Genomic DNA, 19,021 nt, shown 5'->3' on the forward strand with positions numbered 1-19,021 from the left:
AATACTTATGTCAAAAGTAAAATGAAAACAATAAAAATCCTCTTTCTAGCAATAGGCAGCTTTTTAATGACAATGAACTTTGTTAAGGCTCAAACAAGCATTGCTACAGGCGAAATATTTGGTAAAGTACTAGATGAAGCACAAAAAGAATTTCCTTATGCCACCATTGGTTTATTGAATGCCAAAGATTCTACAGCTGTTAAAGGCACTTTGAGTAAAGATAACGGTGTTTATGAATTTAAGGATGTTAAAACGGGTAATTACTTGATTTCCATATATGTAGTAGGGTATAAAAAAGTACTTAAAGGGCCTTTTGAAATAAACGGCGTAAAGAAAGTCCATGCAATTGGCAATGTTCAATTAACGCAGGATGCCAAACTTTTAAAGGGGGTCGAGATTGTAAAACAAAGGCCGCTGATTGAAAGACAGATTGATAAAACAGTGCTAAATATTGAGAACAGTGCCTTGGCAACAGGTAATTCGGCCTTGGAAATTCTGGAGAAAGCGCCAGGGGTAACGGTAGATAAAGATGGTAAAATTAGCTTAAGGGGTAAGCAAGGCGTTACTGTTATGCTCGATGGCAAGCCTACCTATTTATCGGCAGATCAATTGGCTAATTTACTTCGTGCTACAGAAGGAACAGCTATACAGTCTATTGAATTGATAACCAATCCTTCAGCTAAATATGATGCCGCAGGTAATTCAGGGATCATCAACATCAAACTAAAGAAAAACCGTAGTTTTGGCACCAATGGTTCTGTGCTTGCTGGTGCAGGTTATGGCAAATACGAAAAGGGTAATGCCGGAATTAATTTAAATCACCGCGGAAAAAAGTTTAATGTTTTTGGAAACTTTGACTATGGCCGAAATAAAAGTTTCAATGACATTGATATCATGAGGGTAAATAATACCTCTTCCAATCAAACTTTTTTCGATCAAACCAGTCATAGTATTAGGCATAGAAATAACAGTAATTTTAAAGGTGGTATAGATTATTTTATCAATGATAACAATACAATAGGATTTGCTACTAATGGCTATAACAGCAATGGCGACAGTGAAGCTGCTGTTTTAACACTTATTGGAAGTCGTGCGGGCTTAACTGACTCTTCTGTTGTGGCCAAAAACCTAAGTAATTATAAATATACTGGTGCTAGTTATAACCTGAATTATAAAGGTATATTGGATACATTGGGACAAGAAATTACAGCCGATTTAGATTTCTCCCGTTATAAGGGCTTGGAAGACAATGATTTCGATAACGTCTATTTAAATGCAAATGGTCAACCTTCAAAACTAGCTTACCTGTTTAAAAATGCAACACCATCGCTGGTTAAAATATGGTCTGGAAAGGTAGATTATACCTATCCCATTAGTAAAGAGATGAAATTAGAGGTGGGTGTAAAATCAAGTATTGTTAGCACAGACAATGGTTTTCAATTTTCTACTTTTAATCATAACAATAACAATTTTGAAAATGATTTGACCAGGAGCAATCAATTTATTTATGATGAAAATATCAACGCCGCTTATGTCAATTTAAATAGAAAATTTAAATCGACAAGTGTGCAGCTAGGTTTAAGAGCAGAGCAGACCAACTCTAAAGGGAACTCGATTACCGAACAGAAAGTAGTTAACCGCCATTATATAAATCTTTTTCCTAGTGTTTTTATCAATCAGGAGCTTTCCAAAAACCACGACATGGGCATTTCTTATAGCAGAAGAATTGATCGTCCTAATTATAGCTCCTTAAATCCTTTTATTTCTTATGTAGATTTATACACTTATCAATATGGTAATCCTTTTTTGAAACCGCAATACACCAATTCTTTTGAGCTCTCTTATGCTTACAAAAAAACATTTAATGCCACACTTGGCTATAGCCACACTAGTGATGTTATTACCGAGGTTTTATTGTCAGATACGGTTAAGAAAACTCTTTTTATATCTGAGCAGAACCTTGCAAAGCAAGATTCATATAATTTAAATATCAGTGTACCCCTAAATATAACTAAATGGTGGAATACCAATAACAACCTGACCGTTTACTACAATAATTTTAAAACACCTCAAATTTTAGATGCACCTTATGAAGGCGGACGTTTGGCTTTTAACCTGAATACCAACCAAACCATAACTTTAAATTCGACCACTAATTTTGAAATGTCAGGTTTTTATCAAGCTAAACAGGTTTATGGCACCTTATTGATTGATCCGCGATACAGCATAGATCTAGGTTTGAGTAAAACTTTTATGGATAAAAAATTGAATGTTAAATTGGCCGCCAATGATATTTTTAATGTGAGTGATAGCAGGATCACTAGTGCACTTGCCTCACAAAATTATGTGGTCAACCAAAAATGGGAAAGCCAGGTATTTCGCATCACCTGTACCTACCGTTTTGGAAGTAGCCAAATAAAGGCCGCTCGTCAGCGTTCCAGCAGCGCTGAAGAAGAAGGTAGAAGGGTTAAGTCGGGCGGTTAATGATTTTTTTGAGGAGTACATAAATAAAACATTGTTTAGCTATATCTTGTTGTATAATTTACTGCATTCATTCATAGAATTTAACAATTATGGAATACTTTAATCTCCCTGAAGGCTACCAAACCGTAATGCCTTACCTTATTTTGAAAGATGCGGAAAAGTTTATAAAATTTACCAAGGATGTTTTTGCGGCAATTGAAAAAGAGAAGATCTTGCGGGATGACCAACAAATTATGCATGGCGAAATTACAATTGGCGATAGTGTGATTATGTTTGCCGAGCAAAATGAACATTTTGGAGTGCAAAATGCGGGCTTATTTGTTTATTTAGATAATTGTGATGCTACTTATGAAAAGGCATTGGCGCATGGGGCAAGTAGCGTGATGGAGCCTTCAGACCAAAATTATGGCCGTTCTTCGGGTATTAGGGATCCTTTTGGAAATAATTGGTGGCTTACCACTGCGCTAATCTAAAGAACTGGCCTCATAAAGGACTGCGTAAAAATCATTAAGTTTGTAAAATGGAAGTTAGACTTGACAAAAATACCCTACCAAAAGACGGACAGGATGTTAAATTTCAAACTGTTATTGATGAAGATTATGGAACCTGGCAGGAAGGTATTTATAACGCTAAGTATGAGTCTATTTATGTTTCTAAAAACGAGATATATGATATGTGGGGTGATGTAGTGCGTTGGGAGCCTCTTTCTTCTTAAATTTATTATTGCCCCAATGTTTTTGCTGCTTCCCAGCCAATGATGGCTGTTTTTCGTGTTGTGCCCCAATGATAACCACCAATAATACCGGTAGATTGGATTACCCTGTGACAAGGAATAATAAAAGCGATGGGGTTTTTGCCAATGGCTGATCCCACAGCTCTGCAAGCCTTAGGGTTGTTAAGTCCGGCGGCAATAGTGCCATAAGTCGCTAATTTTCCTGCAGGAATTTTTAATAAGGCCTCCCAAACCTTGAGTTGAAATGGGCTTCCTTTTAGGTGTAATTTTACTTCTGCTGCATCGCTGCAGTCTTTATTGAACAACTGAATAGCCTTTTTATGCATCGTCTGTTCGTGTTTTTGGTATTGGGCATTGGGGAAGGCTTTTAATAGCATGGCGAATGCTTCTTCCTCCACCTCAACAAAGGCAAGATAACATATCCCTTTGTGGGTCGATGCAATGATAATTTTTCCAAATAGACTGTCTGCAAAACTGTAATTGATGTACAATTGTGCTCCTCCATTTTTATATTCACCAGGGGTCATTCCTTCAATGGTTAGAAATAGGTCATGCAATCTGCTTGTTCCAGAAAGACCGGTTTTCATTGCGGCATCAAAAAGTGTAGCCTGTTGTTCTTTGAGCAGGCTTTTGGCATAATCAAGGCTGAGGTATTGCAGGAATTTTTTCGGACTCACACCTGCCCATTCACTAAATAGTCGTTGGAAATGGAATGGACTCAGGTTCAATTTTTCAGCAACGTCATTTAAATCAGGCTGCGATTTAAAATTTACCTTTATATAATCGATGGCCTCGGCTATACGCTGGTAATTAATTGAATCTTGGCTCTGGCTGTTTGTAGGGTACATGGTATTGCTTGTTTTATACAAAGATAGTGGTGTTACCGTTATGCAAAACCCGAAACTTGCTGAATTGAAAAATAAATGATAGCATTACGTGGTCATCAGCAGGAGGAGGAATTAAAAACAATAGGTACAATTGAAAACAAATGCTCAGATCACAGAAAATCACTGTAATTTAGCAAAAAAATCATGCTTTTGGCCAAGCGATAATTATGGAAACAAAAAAGAAAGAAAAAAAAGCAAGCATTTTTAGTTTATTGAAACCCTATAAGCGGTTAATCTTTTTATTAATCTTTCTTGCGCTGTTAAGTAATGGAATCAATTTGATCCTACCTAAAATTGTTGCTGGTGGAATAGATGCTTATACAGATGGGGTGTTTCAAATTAAACCTATTTTGCTGCAGTTTTCTATAGCCATTATTTTAGTTTTTATATTTACTTACTTGCAAAGCATCGTGCAAACCTATGCTTCAGAAAAGGTAGCTAAAGACTTAAGAACAAGGCTTTCTGATCAAATTTCCAGACAGAGCCATGCTTATATTGAAATGGCCAACCCATCAAAATTGCTGACTAACCTCACCGCAGATGTGGATTCCATTAAGCTTTTTGTTTCTCAGGCAATCGTATCTATTTCTTCTTCTATATTTCTCATCTTTGGATCAAGTATCTTGCTGTTAATGATCAACTGGAAACTGGCCTTGTTGATTATCTCTATTATCCCAATTATTGGGGTTACTTTTTACATGGTACTCAAAAAAGTTAAGGTGCTGTTTAAAAAGAGCAGGGAAGTGATAGATTGGTTAAATAAAGTGATTAATGAGAGTGTACTGGGCTCTTCGATCATACGGGTTATCAATTCTCAGCAGCTGGAATATCAAAAGTTTTTATCAGCAAATGCAGAAGCCAGAGATTTGGGATTAGCCATTCTTAGGCTCTTTGCGGGATTAATTCCAGTAATAATTTTTGTTTCCAACATGGCAGGTTTATCTATTTTGGCTTTGGGTGGCCATTTTGTGATCCAGGGAACGATGACCCTAGGAGAGTTTGCTGCCTTTAACAGTTACCTGGCCTTATTGATTTTTCCAATTCTTGTTATAGGTTTTATGAGTAACGTCATCGCTCAGGCCAGTGCTTCTTACCAGCGTATAGAAACCGTGCTCCATACAGCAGCGATTACGGAAAGTGGTAGCCTCACAAATAGCTTAAAAGGTGCTATTGAAATGAAGGATGTCTCCTTATTTTACGGACAAAAACCTGCATTAAAGCACATCTCCTTTTCTTTGAAAGCAGGTTCAAAAACCGCATTTATTGGGCCCACAGCTGCTGGAAAAACACAACTGTTGTATATGCTAACCGGTTTAATTACCCCTGCTTCTGGTGAAGTTTTATTTGATGGTCACCCCATCAATGAATTTAATCAGGAAGCTTTTCATAGTCAGGTAGGTTTCGTTTTTCAGGATAGCATTATATTTAACCTCAGTATCCGCGAAAACATTGCTTTTAGTGATACCGTTACAGACGAATCTTTGCAGAAGGCCATTGAAACAGCAGAATTGAAAGACTTTGTAGGTGCACTGCCAGAGCAGTTAAATACCATTGTTTCTGAACGGGGTTCTAGTCTTTCTGGCGGACAAAAACAAAGGATTATGCTTGCGAGGGCTTTAGCTTTGAATCCAAAGATCTTATTGCTGGATGATTTTACGGCAAGGGTTGATAGCCAAACAGAGCAAAGGATATTGGATAATGTTCAGCGCAACTATCCGGGATTAACCTTGCTTTCTGTGACTCAGAAAATTGCTGCCGTAACGCATTACGACAAAGTGGTTTTATTAATGCAGGGCGAAATTATTGCCGAAGGAACACATGCGGAACTTTTGAAAAATAGTCCTGAATATGTTCAAATCTTTACTTCACAACAGAGTACAAGCAATTATGAATTACAATCTTAATCAGTCGGCAGTAAAGGAAGAAAAGAAGTCGACGTTAATGGCCCTCAAAAAACTTCTTCAACTGATCAGTAACGAACGCAATAATCTATTGAAAGGGTTGGTAGCTATTTTAATTAATTCAGGATTGCTTTTATTAGGACCTTTTTTAATTGGACATACTATTGATGCTTATGTGCGCACCGGGCAATACCAAGGTGTATTGTTGTTTACTGGAATATTGTTTGTGATGTATTTAGTTACCTTGGTAACGGGTTACCTGCAAACGAAATTAATGGGTGGGGTAGGACAACGCATGTTGTATACCCTTAGAAATACCATTTTTAATAAATTACAGGAGTTACCTGTTGGTTTTTTTAACCAGAATAAAGCTGGTGATTTAATTTCAAGGGTCAACAATGATACCGATAAATTGAATCAGTTTTTTTCCCAGTCCTTAATGCAGTTTATTGGTAGCATCGTGACCATGATTGGCGCTGGAATTTTCTTGTTGGTCATTAACTTCAAACTCGGTGCAGCAACTCTTTCTCCCGCATTGGTTATTCTCTTAATTACAGCTATTTTATCACCATGGGTGAAGCGTAAAAATGCTGTCAATATGAAAAGTACTGGAAGCCTGAGTGCAGAGATTCAGGAAAGTCTTTCTAACTTTAAAGTGATTATTGCTTTTAATAGAAGAGATTATTTCCGGAAAAAATTTGATGAGGTTAATCAACAGAATTATAAAACCGCTATCGGTGCAGGTTTGGCGAATAATATTTTTACACCTTTTTATGGCCTGCTTTCAAGTTTCGCACAATTAATTGTCCTTCTTTATGGGATTTATCTTATTTCTACAGGCGAATTTACCATTGGTTTATTGGTCAGTTACCTTTCTTATGCAACCAACTTTTATAATCCATTAAGACAGCTGGCTGCATTATGGGCAAATTTCCAGGTAGCCATGGCGGGCTGGGACAGGATTTCGCAAATCCTTTCTATGGAGAATGACCTTGCGAATGTAAAAGCTGAGGCCGCGGAACCGAATGCTGCTTTATTAGAGTTTCGAGATGTTCATTTTGCTTATGCCGGAGGGCAGGAAATTTTGCACCATATTAATTTTAAGCTGGAAAAAGGAAAGACTTATGCTTTAATTGGACCAACAGGAGGCGGTAAAACAACCACAGCTTCTTTGATTGCCCGCTTATACGACCCTTCAAAAGGGAAGGTTTTACTCCATGGCAGAGATATTCGTTCCTTTACTGGTGAAGAAAGGACAAATAAGATTGGTTTTATTTTGCAGGAACCTTTCCTTTTTACTGGCACCGTAAAGGAGAATATTTTATATGGAAACCCGCTTTATAAGGATTATTCCAATGAACAGCTGGAAGTTGTAATCCGCGAAGCTGAGCTCGGTGAATTGCTTGCTATATTTGATGAGGGCCTGGAAACTCCTGTCGTTTCTAATTCTGACAGCATTAGTCTGGGCCAGAAACAACTTATTGCTTTTATGAGAGCGGTATTGCGTAAACCAGAAGTCCTGATTTTGGATGAGGCAACGGCAAATATTGATACCATAACAGAACAGTTGCTGAGTAATATTTTAAAGAAACTCCCTGAAGAAACTACCTTAGTTATTATTGCGCACCGCTTAAATACGATTGAAAATGCAGATGAGATATTTTTTGTTAACTCTGGTGAGGTCGTGAAAGCAGGTACGCTGAGTCATGCTATGGATATGCTTTTAGATGGTAAAAGAATAAGTTAATGATAAAATTAGGTGCGTTTAAATATTATATTGCAGGAGTAATAGCTTTTGTAGTTTGGGGGGCTTTTGCCATTCCTTTGAAATTACTTAAGGACTACTCCTCTCTTCAGATTCTTCAATACCGCATTTTTACTGCATTAATCGTTATTGCGCTTTTTATACTTATCGGTGGCAGATCGAAATTAAAAAAAGATATAACGTTTTTCAAAAATACGCCCAAAAAGGAAAGACTTAAATTAAGCGGACTAATCGTATTGTCTTCCATATTATTGATGAGCAACTGGTTTACCTTTATTTATGCGGTAAACCATGTCAGTTTGACTTCTGCGGCATTTGCCTATATGGTTTGTCCACTCATTACCGCATTTGGTGGTTTTTTTATTTTGAAGGAACATCTAACTCTCTTAAAGCTTATTGGCTTAGGTATTGCTCTTGTGAGTATTCTTCTGCTGGCTACCGGTTCTGTTAAAGAAGTACTTTGGTCTATAGGCATTGCATCCGTTTATGCGTTTTACCTCATCATTCAAAGGTTTATTACTCAGGTTGACAAGTTAAATATGCTGGCGATAAACCTGGCTATTTCGGCTTTAATTATGCTTCCTTATTTTTTTGTAGCTAATGAGGCTTTCCCTATAGCTCCTTTATTTTGGATTACTATTTTTATTATTGCCCTAGTGTTTACGCTGGTGCCGCTCTTTTTAAATTTATATGCATTAATTGAGCTGCCATCGTCTACTCTTGGTATTATCATGTATATTAACCCTATTATTGCTTTTTTGGTTGCCTTTTTTTATTTTGATGAACACTTTCACCTCAACCAATTACTGGCCTATGGTTTATTACTCATTGCCATAGTTATTTTTAACTGGGGAGTTATTTTAGGCTTGTTAAATTCAAAAAAGAGGAGCAAACATGAATAAATATTTATATTTGCAGGAATCTATTTAATATTAATTTTTTTTATATTTAAGAATTGTGATGGAAGTGAAAGATGCAAATGGTAACCTGCTTGCCGATGGGGATTCAGTAGTAGTGATGAAAACGTTAAAAGTTAAAGGCTCATCAGTGAGTGTTAAAAAAGGAGCTGTAGTTAAAAGAATTCGATTAACAGATGATCCTGAAGAAGTGGATTGTAAAGTTGACGGAATGAGCATCGTTTTAAGAACGGAATTCCTAAAGAAACAGTAATAAATATTTCCCAGTTCATAACTAAAATATGATTAAAGTTGCCTTCTACAGTACACAATCTTATGATAAGATTTATTTTGATAAAGTAAACGTTAATTTTGGTTACGAACTGGTTTATTTTGAAGCTTCTTTGGATGCGAAAACTTCCGTATTAGCCGAAGGATGTGATGCTGTTTGTATATTCGTTAACGATAAGGCGGATGCAGCAACAATGGAGAAATTAGTGAAAATGGGTATCCATAATATCGTTCTTCGCTGTGCAGGATTTAACCAGGTTGATTTGAATGCAGCAAAAAAGCTTCAAATGAACATCCTTCGTGTTCCTGCGTATTCTCCTGAAGCTGTCGCAGAACATGCTGTTGCTCTAATCCTGACCTTAAACCGTAAAACACATAAAGCCTATAACCGCATCAGGGAAGGAAACTTTTCTCTGAAACGTTTAACAGGTTTTAACCTGCATGGTAAAACAGTAGGCATTATTGGCTTAGGTAAAATAGGCTTAGCCTTCGCCAGCATTATGCATGGCTTTGGTTGTAAAACTATCGCTTTTGATCCTTTTGAAGTCAATGTGCCTGATTATATCTCATTGGTTAGTAAGGATAATTTGTTTGAAAACAGTGATGTCATCTCTATACATTGCCCTTTAAATGCAAGTACTAAACACCTCATCAATAAATATGCGCTCGACAAGATGAAAGTTGGGGTCATGTTGATTAATACCAGTCGTGGTGCAGTAGTTAATACCTCTGACGTGATTGATGCGTTGAAAAGTGAAAAGGTCGGTTATTTAGGTATTGATGTGTATGAACAGGAAGAAAACCTTTTCTTTCGTGACTTATCTGAAAGTTTAATTCCAGACGATCAAATCTTAAGGTTACTGAGTTTTCCGAATGTATTGATCACTGCTCATCAGGCATTTTTAACGCAGGAGGCTTTAACAGAAATTGCCGAAATCACCTTAAAAAACTTGCAAGATATTTCAGCAGGACTTCCTTCCAGTAATAGTATCCTCCATTAAGATTTAAAATACTTCAACGGCACCCATAACATTCCAAAACACTCCCCAGGGTCTTTGTTTACATGTTTATGGTGCATTTTATGAGCCCTCCGCAAAGCTTTAAGGTAACGATTCTCGGTATTGCGCAAAACTTTAAAGCGCTGGTGGATAAAGATATCATGTATAAAAAAATAAGCCGCGCCATAAGTTGTAATGCCTATTCCTATATATAAAGCAAGTGAAACACCATAAATTGTTCCTAAGGCAAGGCAAATGATGCCCGGAATAGCGAAGATTAAAAAGAAAAAATCATTACGCTCAAAAAAACCAGGGTGGTCTTTTTTATGATGATCATCGTGAAGGAACCAAAAAAACCCATGCATGAGGTATTTATGGGTAAGCCAGGCTACAGCTTCCATTGAAATGAATGTTGCCACAACCACTAGAACATTAATTATCCATGAATCCATATACTTTATCTTTAAATTCAACCATTTTATTAAAACAAATATTTAACCAGGCACTGTAATTATCTGGGTGATGTTGTAAATCCTTTTTTAACGCTTCTAGATTAACATATTTAAAAGAAACCACTTCTAAAGCGTTAGGCAAAGGAAGCGTGTCAGAAAGGCCAAAAAAAACATGGTCATATTCATGTTCTGTTAAAGCATTACCAAAAGAGGCTTTATAAGTGAAATGGAAACCATATTCCAATCCACATTCCATGCCCATTTCTTCGTTTAGTCTTCGGTGTGCTGCGGCAAGTGTTTTTTCACCAGGCCTCGGGTGACTGCAACAAGTATTTGTCCATAGCCCTGGCGAATGGTATTTATTCAACGCACGCTGCTGTAAAAGTAATTCACCTTTACTGTTAAAAATAAAAAGAGAAAAAGCGCGGTGCAACAATCCTAAACGGTGTGCCTCCATCTTCTCCATAGTGCCAATTTGTTGATCTTCCTGATCTACAAGTATTACTTGTTCTTCCATAGCTTCAGTTTATTCAATTCTTCAGTTGTGCAAACTTTTGCAGCCAGCAAATAAATAATTACCCGTTTTCTTAGATCCGTATCGTTTAAACCTTCCAGTTGGTTGATCAACATTTTTTTATCTGTATTTATGTTTTCTGAATAGCCTAAAACTGCAGGTATAGTTGTTTGAATAGCAAAGCGTAAATACCTCAGTTCATAATTTTCACCATCCTTTTTAATAGCATCTTCTATCAATTCTTTGCCCTGTTTAAATTTATTCCACCTTGAAAGTGGGTTAAACATGTGTTTGGCCTCTATCATTACAGCAGCACCTCTATATCCGTTAATGAGCGTATTGCTATTGCTATAATTCGCTAAAACAGCTTTCAAATCCTTATTGGCTTTTCTACTATCTGCTGCCTTTAATAATAAATCGCGTATTTTAATGATCGCATTTTTATCAACATCATTAGCCGATAAAGGCATTAGAAAAGTAAATATGAGGAGGAGTAATTTCATAAAACATTCATTTTGTATCTAATCATAGAATCAAACATTAGTCCAATTTTGTGACCATTAGAAATTCTGATGCGCCTGTCCATGATCTGGTTTGCCGATACCTGCTTAATTTTGTTAAACAATTCTTTATAATAGATGTAAGACAAATATACGCCACTTCTCGAAGATAAGGGAAGTAATTTAATCCCAATTAAGGCTTGTTTAAACTCTTCTTCAATTTCTTCTTCGATGTTTTTCTTCTGAAGGTCAGAAAAATCCGCCAGGTCTACACCAGGGAAATAATTTCTGTTGAGGTTTTGGTAGTCAGCTTTTACATCCCTCAAGAAATTCACCTTTTGAAAGGTGGAGCCAAGTTTCATAGCAAATGGTTTTAAACGATCATAAAAGGCTTGCTCACCTTCTGTAAATACACTTAAACACATTAAGCCTACTACCTCTGCCGAGCCCAGGATATAACTTTCATACTTTTCTTTACTGTAGACAGCAGGTTCCAGGTCCATTTCCATACTTTTAAGGAAAAGGTGAATCACTTTATGATCAATAGCATAATCATTAACCACTTTCTGAAAAGAATTAAGTACCGGATTTAAACTGATGCCATGTTCGATGGCCTCAAAACAATCATTCTTAAACTTTTCCAGTAAGTATTTTTTGTCATAATCATGAAAGCTGTCTACAATTTCATCGGCAAACCTTACGAAGCCATAGATGGCATAAATGGGACCTCGAATTCTTTTACTTAAAAAATAAATTCCCAGGGAAAAACTTGTGCTGTATCTACGGGTGGTTATCTTGCTGCATTCTGCAGATAGCTGATCAAATATTTTTTTCATAAGCTGAAGAATTAAGGTGTTTAGCAACTTGTTTTGCGGCCACATGACCAGATATCAGGGATGGAGGAACACCAGGTCCGGGAACAGTTAACTGGCCGGCATAAAATAGGTTCTTTACTTTTTTATTTCTTATCGATGGTTTCAAATTAGCTGTTTGTAAAAGTGTATTTGCCAGGCCATAAGCATTTCCCTTAAAGGAGTGATAATCAATAATAAAATCATTTACACAATAACTCTTTTTATAGTCAATACTGGCGCGAATATTTTGGTTACAATAGGTTTCCAGCCTTTCCATAACCTGGTTAAAATATTGCTCTCTTATCGTTTCATCATCATTTAGGTCGGGTGCAATAGGAATGAGAACAAAAAGGTTCTCATGTCCGGCGGGGGCAACAGTATCATCTGTTTTTGAAGGGCAGCAAACATAAAACAGGGGTTTTGAAGGCCATTTAGGATCTTTATAAATCTCTGCTGCATGCAATTTCAAATCCTCATCGAAAAACAAATTATGGTGTTCCAACCGTTTTACAGCAGTGGAAATGCCTAAATAGAAAATCAGGCAGGAAGGTGCCAAAATTCTGCTATTCCAATAAGACTTATTGTAATTTCGATAAGGTTCCTGTAAAAGTTGCTGTTCCATGTAATGGTAATCGCCCGAAGCCACCACCGCGTGGAAAGGTTTCTGCTGCTTTGACGTAGTTATGTCTTTTACCATATTGTTTTCCATATTAATGTGTAGTACAGGCTCGTCCAGGTTAAAACGCACACCTAATCTTTCACAAACCGTTCTCATAGCCTTTATGACTTCACCAAAACCACCTTTTGGATACCAGGTGCCTAGCTTTAGGCCTGCGTAATTCATTAAGCTATATAAGGCTGGGGTATCCTCAGGAGTAGCCCCCAAAAAGAGTACCGGAAATTCCATTAATGCAATAAGCTTTGGATTATTGAAATACTTCCTCACATGCTTACTGAAGGAGGTAAATACCTGTAATTTAAAAACCCCTTTTAACAGATCCAAGTCTGCAAACTCCATCAATGATAATCCTGGGTTATAAACCAGTTTTTCCATGCCTACTTTATATTTAAAAGCGGCTTCATCCATAAAAGCATGCAGCTTAACGGCACTTCCAGCTTCTATTGATTCGAAAAGATTGGAGAGGTCATTGTAATTATCAGGAATATGGAGCACTTCCTTCTTGTCGAAAATAACTGAAAAGGAAGGATCCAGACGTGTTAACTCATAGAAATCGCTGGCTTTATAACCAAAATCATGAAAGAATTTTTCAAATACATCTGGCATCCAGTACCAGCTGGGACCCATGTCAAAAACATATCCATTCGTTTCCAACTGACGGGCCCTGCCACCAACTTGAAGGTTTTTTTCAAATATTTCTACCTGAAAGCCATTTTTAGCTAAGTACGCTGCCGTACTTAACCCTGCAAAGCCAGAGCCTATTACAGCAACATTTAATTTTTCTTTTGGAACGCTCATTTCGATGTTTCATTAGGGTGGATAAAACTTTCTAATGTTTCTATATTTTTAAACCAGGTTACTTGTTTAGGCATGTTCAAGTCTGTAATTAATTTACTGCTTCCAGAAAGGTGTATTTGGATAGTCGGAAACTGCTCTGCTAAACTATTTAAGTATTTTTGCGCATCAGTGGTTAGTCTGGCTTGCGTCATGAAAAAAAGCAGGTGATCTACCTTGTTTTCTTTCAGCGCTCCTATCAAAGAAGACATTGGTACATGGCTACCTAAATATATAACTTTTTCCCCAAAATTTCTTAGTAAATATTTTGCAAATAATAAACCTATGTCATGTTCTTCCCCCTCGGGGAGAAATAAAAGCCAGGTTGCCTTAGCATTTATTGCTGGTGGCAAGGTGTCGATTGCTGCGAATAGTTTTTGCCTGATCAGGCTTGATAAAAAATGTTCCTGAGCCGGGCAAATGCTGTCTTTTTGCCATAATAACCCAAGTCTTAACAATAATGGATAAATGATTTTTTTATAAGTATCTGCTAAACCATATTGTTTAATGCAATTTGATAGCAGCTGATCTATTGCAACTTCATCGTAAGCCAAACCACTTATAATAAGTTGTGAAATATGCGGCTCAAATTGTTCCGTAATAGCAGAAGTAACTTCGATATCTTTTTGAATTAAACCCTTCATGTCTTCGTCTGACAGGGCACAAATCTGTGATATTTTTAAGCCAGACTCGCTGAGACTTACAATGTTAAGCAACCGCTTTAATTGACTGTCTTCATAATGCCTGGTGTTTCCGGCAGAACGTAAGGGTTGTAAAGCTTGGTAGCGCTGCTCCCAAATCCTAATGGTGTGTGCTTGTATCCCTGATAATTTCTCAAGGTCGGAAATGGAATAAAGCATATCGTTGTTTAAATTTAATTGTTTTTATTTAAACAAATATAGTTAATAAGTTCTTTAATTCTTTAAAACAGCTTGAAATCAATCATTTTATATCCAAATTTCGTTAAGCTTAAGCTTACTATTAATATATTTTGTATAGCCGTTAAACCTGGACAAGTGCAGGCTAACGAGGGTAAATATGGTTGCCATTATCAATGAAAGTCATACCTTTACGCTATAATAAATAGAGACAAGAATATGAAAAAAACGGTTTATCTTTTATTGTTGGTAATGACTTTTTCATTTACCAGTACAGTAAAAGCGGATGAAGGGATGTGGATCCCAATGCTGATAGGAAAGAACTATGAGCAAATGAAAAAACAAGGCTTTAAATTAAGTGCCAAAGATTTGTATAATGCAAATGGATCTAGCTTAAAAGATGCCATTGTACATTTTGGTGGGTTTTGTACGGGTGAAATAGTGTCAGATAAAGGTTTGATTTTCACTAACCACCATTGTGGATACGATGCCATTGCTTCAAATTCTACAGCACAAAACAACATCCTTGATAATGGATTTTACGCTAAAAATTATGGTGAAGAAAAACCTATTGATGGTTTATTTGTCCGGTTTTTGCAAAAGATGGAAGATGTTACCATTAAAGTAAACGAAGCCACAAAAGGGCTTAAGGGTGCAGAAAAGGAAGCTAAAATGAATGAAGCATTCGCTGCCATTTCCAAGTCAGCCATTACTGGCCCAAACATAGAAGCTAATGTTAAAGACTTTTACAAAGCCAATCAATTTATTCTCTTTATTTATGAACGTTTTGATGATGTACGCCTGGTAGGTGCGCCGCCACAAAACATTGGTAAATATGGTGGCGACACCGATAACTGGGAATGGCCTCGTCATACTGGAGATTTCTCGGTATTCAGAGTGTATGCCACCAAAGGAAACCTCCCTGCAAAATATGATGTAGCCAACACACCTTACACGCCGAAAAAATTCTTGCCTATTTCTATTAAAGGTGTTAAAAAAGGCGATTTCTCTATGGTTTATGGTTATCCTGGACGCACAGACAGGTATTTAACTTCTTATGGTGTAGATTTAGCTACAGAAAAAGTGAATCCTACCATTGTGAAATTACGCGATATCCGCTTAAAATCATGGAAAGAGGAAATGAATAAAAGCGTGGATTTACGCTTGAAATTATCTTCTAAATATGCCAATATTGCTAATTATTGGAAGTATTATATCGGACAAACCGAACAGTTGAAAAAATTAAAGGTTTCTGATGCTAAAAGGAAAGAAGAAATAGCTTTTACCGAATGGGCAGCTCAAAAAACTGAATTTGCTGGTTTGATGGAAGAATACGATCAGATCTATAAAACTTTAGAACCTATCGCTATACAACGCACCTATATCAATGAAGGTTTTCTTGCTGCTGCATGGGTACCTAATGCAATTACAATGGGTAGTGCTTTAATTGGAAAAGACCAAAAGAAAACTGATGCGGCCTATGGGCAGCAAGTACAGGAAAGGTTAAATAAAGCTTTTTCTACTTACACAGCTACTTATACAGCAGCAGCCGACAAAAGGACTTTTGCTAAAATACTTGCTTCTTTTTATAATGATGTTCCAGTAAAATCGCAGCCTAAATTTTATGCAGCAATTGCAGAGAAATACTGGACAGGAAATGCAGAAACTACCTTTGAGAAGTTTGCCGATTATTTATGGGAAAACAGCAATTTCATACAACCCGAAAAATTAAAGGCATTTTTAGCCTCAAACCCATCAGAGGAGGCTATTAAGAATGACCCAGGTTATAAATACGCCGTAAATTTAATCCCTGCCGAATATGTTAAAAATAATTTTGGAACTTTGGTTTCCGATTTTGAAACTAAAAAAGCAGCATTAGATCATTTGTATTTAAAAGCCATTCTGGAAAAAAATGCAGGAGAGTTAATCTATCCTGATGCCAATTCTACCATGCGCTTATCTTATGGTAACGTTCAGGATTATTCTCCTAAAAATGGAATTACTTATGATATTACCACCACTATTGATGGGGTGATGCAGAAATATATTCCTGGTGATACTGAATTTGATTTACCAGCAAACCTGATTGAAAACTACAATAAAAGAAACTTCGGTCAGTATGGTAACGATGGAACTTTAACAGTTGGTTTCATCACCAATAATGACATTACCGGTGGTAACTCAGGTTCACCTGTAATTAACGGAAATGGTGAGCTTATCGGTTTAGCATTTGATGGTAACTGGGAAGCGATGAGTGGCGACATTGCTTTTGATAAGCAGTTTAAACGCACCATCAGCGTTGATATTCGTTATGTATTGTGGTGCATAGATATATTAGGCGGTGCTAAAAACATCATCAATGAATTAGATATCAGAGGAAAGAAAAAGTAAGCTTGCTTTAGTTATTAAAAAAGGGGTTGCTTTATAAACAAAGCAACCCCTTTTTTAATGCTTTTTAAGGTAAGTAACCTAACCTTGGCAAAGCAGCATTTACATTTGCACAATTCTTTACTCCTATTAATTATTCAGTAAATAACCTAACATGGGCAAAGCAGCATGATCTGCAGCTTTAATTAATTACTGCTTTTCAAAGACTGTTCTTTTGCTTCAGCTTCCTCTTTAGCTTTCTTTTTAAAGAAGCCTCTAAATAGAAAATTACTTTGCAGCGCTTCTAAATCTTCATCTAGTTTTTTACTGCTGGTTTCCAGGTTTTTCATAATAGATTTAACCTGATCTGCCGTACCAGCATCGTTAAGCAATAAGCCTACCGCATTGTCTTTTTGATTCAATTTGGCTGAAGCAGCATTTAAGTTTTCTGTCATTAATGCGGCAGACTTCGCTGTTTTTTGAAATTCATTTACAGAGCGCTCCAACTGTGCAAATACTGAGGTGTCAGTCAGGAATTTATCTGCAAGTCCACCTTTAGTATTCAATTTCACAGAAAACTGATCCAGCTCCCGCGACATCTTATTCGCAGAAACCGTGGTGTTTTTTAGATTTTCAACAATAGCCTTAAAATTTTTAGCAATCTTTTCATCAGTAAGTAAAGCCCCGGCAGTGCCTTTACCTTCAACAAGGTTTCTAGCTAAGGTTTTAAAATCATTTGTAATATCTACCAGGTTTTTGTTGTTCAACTGGAAAGTTTTCATGATTTGATCGGTAGAAAGGGTTGTGCTGACTAGCAATTTATCACCATCCTCTATAAAGGGAAGTTTTACACTTCCACCAGTAAGGACGATAATTTTATTACCTATCAATCCATCAGAACTGATACTTGCTGTAGCATCTTTATGAATATATCTATGGGCTTCCTCATCAATGTTTATGATCACTTCAACCTGCGAGGTGCCATAAAATTGTATCTTTTTGATCGTGCCAATCTTGACACCCGAAAACCAAACATTATTACCTGTTTTAAGTCCCTGAATATCATCAAAAACAATATTTAAGCTAATACTCTTGGTGAAAGTCTTTTTCTGTCCACCGAGTGTAAAGACCCCCACAATAAAGATTGCTAAGCCTATTAATATGAAAACTCCAACTGTTATCTGCCGGCGATTATCTGTTACTTGCATATATTAATTTATAAAATTGTAATCATAGAAGGGTTTTACCCTTTCATCATTGGTGTTAAATACCTCTTCAAACGTACCCACACGTTGAAAATTTCCGTCCAATAGCATGGCCACTCTATTGCCAACCGTTTTTGCACATGTCAAATCATGTGTAATAACGATAGAACTGGTGTGGAAACGCTCCTGAACTTCATTTATTAACTTGTTTATTTCCAGGCATGTTATAGGGTCCAGCCCTGCGGTAGGTTCATCATACAACATAATCTCCGGTTTTAGTATAAGCGTTCTGGCTATACCGATCCTTTTTCTTTGTCCACCCGAAAGTTCTGATGGCATCTGATTAATCGTGTTTAATAAACCAACGGCATCTAACATTGTTTCAACAGCTGTATTTACTTCTCCACGGGTTAAGTTTTTCATATTACGCACTAATGGAAACTCCAGGTTCTCCCGAACGGTCATGCTGTCATAAAGGGCACTATTTTGAAAAGAAAACCCTACTTTTAGCCGCAGTTGCAGCAGTTCTTTGTAGGTAATTTTGTCGACCACATTTCCCAATACGTTCACTATACCCCGGTCGGGTGTTAATAAGCCAATAATTATTTTGATTAGTACTGATTTTCCTGTACCAGATTTTCCTAGCACCACCAGGTTTTCTCTTTTATATAGGTCAAGGTCAACATTTTTCAGTACATGAAAATTGCCAAAAGAAATATCCAGCCCTTTAATTTCGATAACCTTTTCCTGCTGAGGGTTGGTCAATGGTTTCTGTATCATAAG

General features: G+C 36.8%; 18 protein-coding genes. 9 read left to right on the plus strand and 9 right to left on the minus strand.

The annotated features are described in order from the left end of the window. Window positions 1–21: 21 nt before the first annotated feature. The 3 genes from AAKU52_RS10260 to AAKU52_RS10270 all read left to right on the plus strand — a co-directional run bounded on the left by AAKU52_RS10260 (window position 22) and on the right by AAKU52_RS10270 (window position 3,199). Window positions 22–2,484, plus strand: a complete 2,463-nt coding sequence (locus tag AAKU52_RS10260; protein WP_354333027.1) for a TonB-dependent receptor domain-containing protein — start codon at window positions 22–24, stop codon at window positions 2,482–2,484. Window positions 2,485–2,573: 89 nt separating this feature from the next. Further along, window positions 2,574–2,957, plus strand: a complete 384-nt coding sequence (locus AAKU52_RS10265) for a VOC family protein (RefSeq protein ID WP_354333029.1) — start codon at window positions 2,574–2,576, stop codon at window positions 2,955–2,957. 47 nt (window positions 2,958–3,004) lie between these two features. Further along, a complete protein-coding gene (locus tag AAKU52_RS10270) occupies window positions 3,005–3,199 on the plus strand; it encodes a hypothetical protein (RefSeq protein ID WP_354333031.1) in 195 nt (64 codons plus the stop codon). A 5-nt stretch (window positions 3,200–3,204) separates the two neighbouring features. Here the strand turns inward: AAKU52_RS10270 and AAKU52_RS10275 are convergent, their stop codons facing one another. Next, complete coding sequence (locus AAKU52_RS10275) at window positions 3,205–4,065, minus strand: methylated-DNA--[protein]-cysteine S-methyltransferase (protein ID WP_354333033.1); 861 nt, start codon at window positions 4,063–4,065, stop codon at window positions 3,205–3,207. A 206-nt stretch (window positions 4,066–4,271) separates the two neighbouring features. Between AAKU52_RS10275 and AAKU52_RS10280 the strand changes: the two genes are divergently transcribed. The 5 genes from AAKU52_RS10280 to AAKU52_RS10300 are packed head-to-tail and all read left to right on the plus strand — an operon-like array spanning window position 4,272 to window position 9,958. Continuing rightward, the gene (locus tag AAKU52_RS10280) at window positions 4,272–6,008 is read left to right on the plus strand and encodes an ABC transporter ATP-binding protein (protein WP_354333035.1); all 1,737 of its coding nucleotides are present in this window, start codon (window positions 4,272–4,274) and stop codon (window positions 6,006–6,008) included. After that, on the plus strand, window positions 5,992–7,752 hold the full coding sequence (locus AAKU52_RS10285; protein WP_354333037.1) for an ABC transporter ATP-binding protein: 1,761 nt from the start codon (window positions 5,992–5,994) through the stop codon (window positions 7,750–7,752). Before AAKU52_RS10280 ends, AAKU52_RS10285 begins: the two co-directional genes overlap by 17 nt. Beyond that, complete coding sequence (locus AAKU52_RS10290) at window positions 7,752–8,672, plus strand: EamA family transporter (protein ID WP_354333039.1); 921 nt, start codon at window positions 7,752–7,754, stop codon at window positions 8,670–8,672. Before AAKU52_RS10285 ends, AAKU52_RS10290 begins: the two co-directional genes overlap by 1 nt. A gap of 58 nt (window positions 8,673–8,730) precedes the next feature. Further along, window positions 8,731–8,940, plus strand: a complete 210-nt coding sequence (locus tag AAKU52_RS10295) for a zinc ribbon domain-containing protein YjdM (protein ID WP_339589974.1) — start codon at window positions 8,731–8,733, stop codon at window positions 8,938–8,940. 28 nt (window positions 8,941–8,968) lie between these two features. Next, window positions 8,969–9,958: a 2-hydroxyacid dehydrogenase gene (locus tag AAKU52_RS10300; RefSeq protein ID WP_354333041.1), complete on the plus strand. Its 990-nt coding sequence runs from the start codon at window positions 8,969–8,971 to the stop codon at window positions 9,956–9,958. Here AAKU52_RS10300 and AAKU52_RS10305 read toward each other — a convergent pair. From AAKU52_RS10305 to AAKU52_RS10330, 6 genes are read right to left on the minus strand one after another with little or no spacing between them, the layout of a single operon-like run. Next, on the minus strand, window positions 9,955–10,407 hold the full coding sequence (locus AAKU52_RS10305) for a sterol desaturase family protein (RefSeq protein ID WP_354333043.1): 453 nt from the start codon (window positions 10,405–10,407) through the stop codon (window positions 9,955–9,957). The two genes, AAKU52_RS10300 and AAKU52_RS10305, sit on opposite strands and share 4 nt — an antisense overlap. Continuing rightward, window positions 10,388–10,924, minus strand: a complete 537-nt coding sequence (gene idi / locus AAKU52_RS10310; RefSeq protein WP_354333045.1) for an isopentenyl-diphosphate Delta-isomerase — start codon at window positions 10,922–10,924, stop codon at window positions 10,388–10,390. Before idi ends, AAKU52_RS10305 begins: the two co-directional genes overlap by 20 nt. Beyond that, window positions 10,909–11,424, minus strand: a complete 516-nt coding sequence (locus AAKU52_RS10315; protein WP_354333047.1) for a hypothetical protein — start codon at window positions 11,422–11,424, stop codon at window positions 10,909–10,911. The genes idi and AAKU52_RS10315 overlap by 16 nt, the downstream gene beginning before the upstream one ends. After that, the gene (locus AAKU52_RS10320) at window positions 11,421–12,257 is read right to left on the minus strand and encodes a phytoene/squalene synthase family protein (RefSeq protein ID WP_354333050.1); all 837 of its coding nucleotides are present in this window, start codon (window positions 12,255–12,257) and stop codon (window positions 11,421–11,423) included. The genes AAKU52_RS10315 and AAKU52_RS10320 overlap by 4 nt, the downstream gene beginning before the upstream one ends. Further along, window positions 12,241–13,752 carry a bifunctional phytoene desaturase/3,4-desaturase gene (gene crtID, locus AAKU52_RS10325; RefSeq protein WP_354333052.1) on the minus strand — a complete coding sequence of 504 codons (1,512 nt, stop codon included), beginning with the start codon at window positions 13,750–13,752 and terminating at the stop codon, window positions 12,241–12,243. Before crtID ends, AAKU52_RS10320 begins: the two co-directional genes overlap by 17 nt. Continuing rightward, window positions 13,749–14,648: a MerR family transcriptional regulator gene (locus AAKU52_RS10330; RefSeq protein WP_354333055.1), complete on the minus strand. Its 900-nt coding sequence runs from the start codon at window positions 14,646–14,648 to the stop codon at window positions 13,749–13,751. Before AAKU52_RS10330 ends, crtID begins: the two co-directional genes overlap by 4 nt. Before the next feature lie 237 nt (window positions 14,649–14,885). On the opposite strand from AAKU52_RS10330, the gene AAKU52_RS10335 reads away from it, so the two are divergent. Beyond that, window positions 14,886–17,057 (plus strand): S46 family peptidase, encoded by a 2,172-nt coding sequence (locus AAKU52_RS10335; protein WP_354333057.1) that lies wholly within the window; start codon window positions 14,886–14,888, stop codon window positions 17,055–17,057. A gap of 182 nt (window positions 17,058–17,239) precedes the next feature. On the opposite strand, the gene AAKU52_RS10340 is transcribed toward AAKU52_RS10335, so the two are convergent. Further along, window positions 17,240–18,241, minus strand: a complete 1,002-nt coding sequence (locus AAKU52_RS10340) for an MlaD family protein (protein WP_354333059.1) — start codon at window positions 18,239–18,241, stop codon at window positions 17,240–17,242. A 3-nt stretch (window positions 18,242–18,244) separates the two neighbouring features. Beyond that, the gene (locus AAKU52_RS10345; protein ID WP_354333061.1) at window positions 18,245–19,018 is read right to left on the minus strand and encodes an ABC transporter ATP-binding protein; all 774 of its coding nucleotides are present in this window, start codon (window positions 19,016–19,018) and stop codon (window positions 18,245–18,247) included. Window positions 19,019–19,021 lie beyond the last annotated feature (3 nt).

The organism is Pedobacter sp. CG_S7, from assembly GCF_040544395.1.
Taxonomy (GTDB): Bacteria; Bacteroidota; Bacteroidia; order Sphingobacteriales; family Sphingobacteriaceae; genus Pedobacter.